Raw genomic sequence first — 4,759 nt, 5'->3', positions numbered from 1 at the left:
ACGTGATGGCCAATGGGCTGCTCGAATACGTCAGCCAGGTTCGATGCCGGGTCGGTCGTAACAATAAGCGTTTTCCTGCCATTGTCCGCATAGTGAACCGCCGCTGTACACGCCATCGACGTCTTGCCGACGCCGCCCTTGCCTGAGAAGAAAATATACTCAGGATTCATGTATCCCTCCGTTCAGTGCGGCTCTCATCTCGTCGTACGACGGATAGTCTCTGGTCTTGACGACCTTACCGTCGACGGTGGTCACCGGAAGAACCTTCTTGCCGTTACCTGTCACGAGCTTGTAGACGTCGGCATTGTCGCGGAACTTGAACGGCCGCTGGTTGATTGCATACCGTTCGACCACGAGACCAGGTTCCTCGCCCTGCAGACGTTTAAGGTCCTCAGTCAGGTGAACAAGACGCTCATCGACCGATGGTCCACACAAGCCAGTGGTGCAACACATAGGTGGTTCATAGAATTCGATTCTCAACGTGACCTCCCGAATACCGAATGTTGTGAAGATGTGGGTTAAAGCGGCTCAACCGCCTACTTCAGGTTTTCCGATGCAACGTGCGCGGGCGCGTAGCACGTCTGTTCCTGGAATCAGTACGACACAGGAAGACCGGCGTGTCTGTCAGTCGTGTCCGGTCCTCAGGAAACTTGGTCTGAACTTGGTCTATGAGAAGAGACACGAACTGGAGGGCCTCGGGCGGCAAGTCTCCACGAATCGTGTATAGCGTCCAGTAGCTCTCTCTGGAAGTCGACAAGAGCCCCGCATCGAGAAGGACACGCACGTGGTCCGACACGGTCGCCTGAGACAGACTCAGAGCAGCTTTCACCTCACAGACGCATAGAGCCCGCACGCCAAGGACACCGACAATGCGCGCACGTGTTTCATCCCCCAGCGCCTTCGCAACAATAATCATGTCTATAGTCCCCGTACTGCTCACTCGCATCGCCATTCTCCAATTATATCGTCCACTTCCGATTTAGAATATGTCGATCTGTGGACATGTCAAGAACAAATCTTCTTCCTTTCCCAACGAAGGCAGAGATTGGGAAAGCGCCCCTCTGCATGAGGGGCGCTGACGGGGGTGTCTATTGTCTGCAGAGGGTCTGGTTTCCGCTACCGCAGCAGATCAGAACGACTGTTGTTCGGTACGCGCGATGATCTCCTCCTGCAGGCCAGGCGTCAGATCGCAGAAGTAGTCGCTGTAGCCGGCCACACGGACGATGAGGTCACGGTGCTTGTCCGGCTCGGCCTGGGCGGCACGCAGCGTCGCGGCGGTCACGACGTTGAACTGGATGTGATGCCCGTCCAGCGTGAAATAGGAGCGGATCAAGTGCGTAAGAGCACCGAGCCCCACATCCCCCTCCACCAGTGACGGCGAGAACTTCTGGTTGAGCAGGGTGCCGCCGGTGCGTACATGGTCCATGCAAGCAGCTGAACGGATGACGGCGGTCGGGCCTTTCCTGTCGGCCCCTTGAACAGGTGATATGCCATCTGACAGCGGCTGCCATGCGCGGCGACCATCCGGCATTGCGCCGGTCACCGAACCGAAGTACACATGAACTGTTGTCGACAGATAGTTCACATGATACGTTCCGCCCTTGGTGTTGGGACGACCGTCGATCGCGTCGAATATCACATCAAAGAGCCGAGCAAGGATATCGTCGGCAGCCGGGTCGTCGTTGCCATACTTGGGTGAGCGGTTCCACAGCAGCAGCCGCGTCTTTTCATGATCCACAAAGTCGGCGTCAACGGCCGCCAGGATCTCGCCCATAGTCAGGTCCTTCTGGTCGAAGACATGCGCCTTCAATGCAGACAAGCTGTCGGTACAGCTCCCCGGTGCCGTGACCTGGATATACGTCGAATTGTACCGCGGGCCACCGTCGTTGTAGTCACGCCCCCGCGCAATGCAGTCCTCCACGAAAAGCGACAGGAACGGTGCCGGCATCTGCTCGGCATACAGCCGCTCGATAACGTTGTTGCCGCGCACCTTGATGCCCACGAAGTGATGCAGCTGCGCTTTAAATGCTTCAAACAGCTCTTCATAGCTGGCAAACGTTCGCGGATCACCCGTGTGCAGACCGATGACCTTGCCTGTACGTGGGTCCAGACCGTCATGCAGGGTCACTTCGAGGATCTTGGGCAGGTTCAGGTAGCCAGTGAGGATGTATGCTTCACGGCCGAACGCCCCGGTTTCGACACAGCCGGAAATACCGCCCATGCGGGCATCGACCACAGATTTGCCCTGGCGGAGGAGTTCCTCAACGACCATGTCGGCATTGAAGACTGAGGGCTGACCCCAACCTTCGCGGATGATCTCGGCGGCACGCCTGAGGAAGCGGTCCGGGCTCTTGCGGCTGAGCTGGATGTTCGAGGACGGCTGGAGCAGGTGCATGTCGTCGATGACGTCGAGCAGGAGATAACTGACGTCGTTCACACCGTCAGAGCCATCGGGGCGCAGTCCACCCACATTGATATTGGCAAAGTCCGTATACGTTCCGCTTTCGGCAGCCGTCACACCCACTTTTGGCGGCGCAGGCTGATTGTTGAACTTGACCCAGAAGCACTCCAGGAGTTCCATGGCCGACTCGCGCGTCAGTGTGCCGTCCGCAAGTCCCTTCGCGTAGAACGGCTCCAGGTGCTGGTCGAGGCGCCCGGGGCAGAACGAATCCCACGTGTTGAGTTCGGTCACGACACCCAGGTGCACAAACCAGTATGCCTGCAATGCCTCATGGAATGTGCGCGGAGCATGCGCCGGAACCCAGGAACAGACCTCGGCAATGCGCAGAAGTTCCCCTTTGCGCACAGGATCCTGCTCTGCCTCAGCCATCGAGCGCGCAAAGTCTGCATTGCGCTCTGCATAGCTCATCATCGCGTCTGCAGCAATGGCCATTGCCTGAAGCTCTTCGCGGCGCGCGGTTGCCTGCGGGTCGTTCAGGAAGTCGAGGCCCGCAATGGCGTCTGCCGCCTCCTCTTTCAGCTCCAGCAACCCCTTGTGATAGATGACATCGCCCAGCACCGTATGGCCCGGCGCGCGCTGTTCCATGAACTCGGTAAACACGCCGACTTCATAGGCATCCTTCCATGCGGGTTCCATCAGAGCAAACATGCGGTCACGCATAGACCGCCCGTTCCATGCAGGGATGACCTCTTCCTGCTGGATGCGGCGACCCTCGTCGTCGACCTTGTAGGAGACCTTCTCCCGCGTATCGAGGACAGTGAGGTCCTGCATGCTGTGACAGCACAGCTCCGGAAAGGACGGCACGGCTTTGGGCGCGGGACCACGTTCGCCCACGATCAGCTCGCCAGGCCCCATGAACAGCTGCTTGTGTTCAAGAATGTACTGCAGGAGACGTGCGCGGTAGACAGGTACCGACAAACCCCGCGCCTGCCGGTCGAACTCCGTTACCAGGTGCGCTCGCTCCAGGGACAGCCGAGGTACTGCGTCAAGACTCTCCTGGCGCAGACGTGCAACACGCTCATTCATACTATCCTCCCACCGACGCTTCGATGCCGGCGTCCGCGAACGTGCGCCGGATGTTCTCCATGGCTTCCGCTGAAGGAGGCTGCAGGTCGGCCAGTTGGTACGGCCTTCCAAGCCTCCGGTACTTGTCCGTCCCGATGCGGTGATAGGGAAGCAGGTCAATCTCGCGCAGGCCCAGCCGACGCATCATCGCAATCATCAGACTAACGTTCTCACTGTCGTCGTTGACCCCCGGTATCACGGGAAACCGTACGATAACATGGGCATGTGCCGTTGCCAGCGCTGCGAGGTTCGTGAGGATTGTCTCGTTTCCCACGCCTGTGGCTTCTCCATGTCGCGCCTGGTCCATGAGTTTGACGTCGTACAGAAACAGGTCGACCTTGTCCGCCATCCCCAGCAGGTCCTGCCGGTCAGTCATCCCGCAGGACTCGACTGCAGTCGAGATGCCTTCGTCCTGACAGGCCTCGAGCAGACTTCTCAGAAATGCCGACTGCATGAAGGGTTCGCCACCAGAGAAGGTGACCCCGCCGCCCGATTCCTCGAAGAAAACGCGGTCCCGGACGAGCTCGCTCATCACTTCTGCCACCGTCATCATCCTACCCGCAATTGTCCTGGCCCCGGCGAGACAGGCATCGACACAGCGTCCACATGCGGTACACGCGTCAGTGGCCCCAGGTACTCCACCCTCCAGGATTGCCGCATGCGTCGGGCATACTGTCAGGCAATCCTCACACCCGGTACACCGTTCCGCTGTGATCATAAGTTCGGGGCGGGAGCCCTGGCTTTCGGGGTTATGGCACCATTGGCAAGCCAGCGGACAGCCCTTGAGGAACACGACCGTGCGGATCCCCGGCCCGTCATGTAAAGCATAGTGCATGATGTTAAAAACGATTCCATCCATAATGATATTCTAGCATAACGTCTTAGAAGTCCATGTGGATATTCATCATGGGATACAAAACGTAACCAAGCTGGAGTGATCACCCCAGCCTGGTTACTCGCAATATTCTGGAATGTCTTAGTGCACGATCACCAGGTCCTTGCCGAGATCAGTGATAGGCGTGCAGCCGTTCTCTTTCACGATGACCGTATCCTCGATGCGCATCCCGAAGTGATTGGCAATGTAGACACCAGGCTCCACAGTCATGACATACCCGGGCGCGAGCGTTGTATCGGAGTATGGCGAGAAACGCGGATCCTCATGGATCTCGAGCCCGACACTGTGGCCGAGGCCGTGGCCAAATCCAAGACTGTCCTCTGCCAGCTTGGCACGGA

General features: G+C 58.4%; 6 protein-coding genes. All 6 read right to left on the bottom strand.

All coding sequences use genetic code 11. The annotated features are described in order from the left end of the window. Nucleotides 1-116: ArsA-related P-loop ATPase (locus SMC5_RS11610; protein ID WP_407079758.1), on the bottom strand; the 116-nt coding region annotated here is incomplete at its 3' end. Between the two features lie 43 nt (nt 117-159). Continuing rightward, complete coding sequence (gene arsD, locus SMC5_RS03290) at nt 160-480, bottom strand: arsenite efflux transporter metallochaperone ArsD (RefSeq protein ID WP_119119577.1); 321 nt, start codon at nt 478-480, stop codon at nt 160-162. A gap of 61 nt (nt 481-541) precedes the next feature. Further along, nucleotides 542-946 carry an ArsR/SmtB family transcription factor gene (locus SMC5_RS03285; RefSeq protein ID WP_165848950.1) on the bottom strand — a complete coding sequence of 135 codons (405 nt, stop codon included), beginning with the start codon at nt 944-946 and terminating at the stop codon, nt 542-544. Nucleotides 947-1,129: 183 nt separating this feature from the next. Further along, a complete protein-coding gene (gene hypD / locus SMC5_RS03280; RefSeq protein WP_119119575.1) occupies nt 1,130-3,487 on the bottom strand; it encodes a trans-4-hydroxy-L-proline dehydratase in 2,358 nt (785 codons plus the stop codon). 1 nt (nt 3,488) lies between these two features. Then, complete coding sequence (locus tag SMC5_RS03275; RefSeq protein ID WP_243624962.1) at nt 3,489-4,361, bottom strand: glycyl-radical enzyme activating protein; 873 nt, start codon at nt 4,359-4,361, stop codon at nt 3,489-3,491. 141 nt (nt 4,362-4,502) lie between these two features. Continuing rightward, nucleotides 4,503-4,759, bottom strand: a 257-nt coding sequence (locus SMC5_RS03270) for a M24 family metallopeptidase (RefSeq protein WP_119119573.1), incomplete at its 5' end; no start/stop codon positions are given.

The organism is Candidatus Cryosericum odellii (assembly GCF_003570935.1).
GTDB classification, from domain to species: domain Bacteria; phylum Caldisericota; class Caldisericia; order Cryosericales; family Cryosericaceae; genus Cryosericum; species Cryosericum odellii.
The sequence above is the reverse complement of the archived record's forward strand: the minus strand, read 5'-3'. Positions and strand labels throughout refer to the sequence as shown.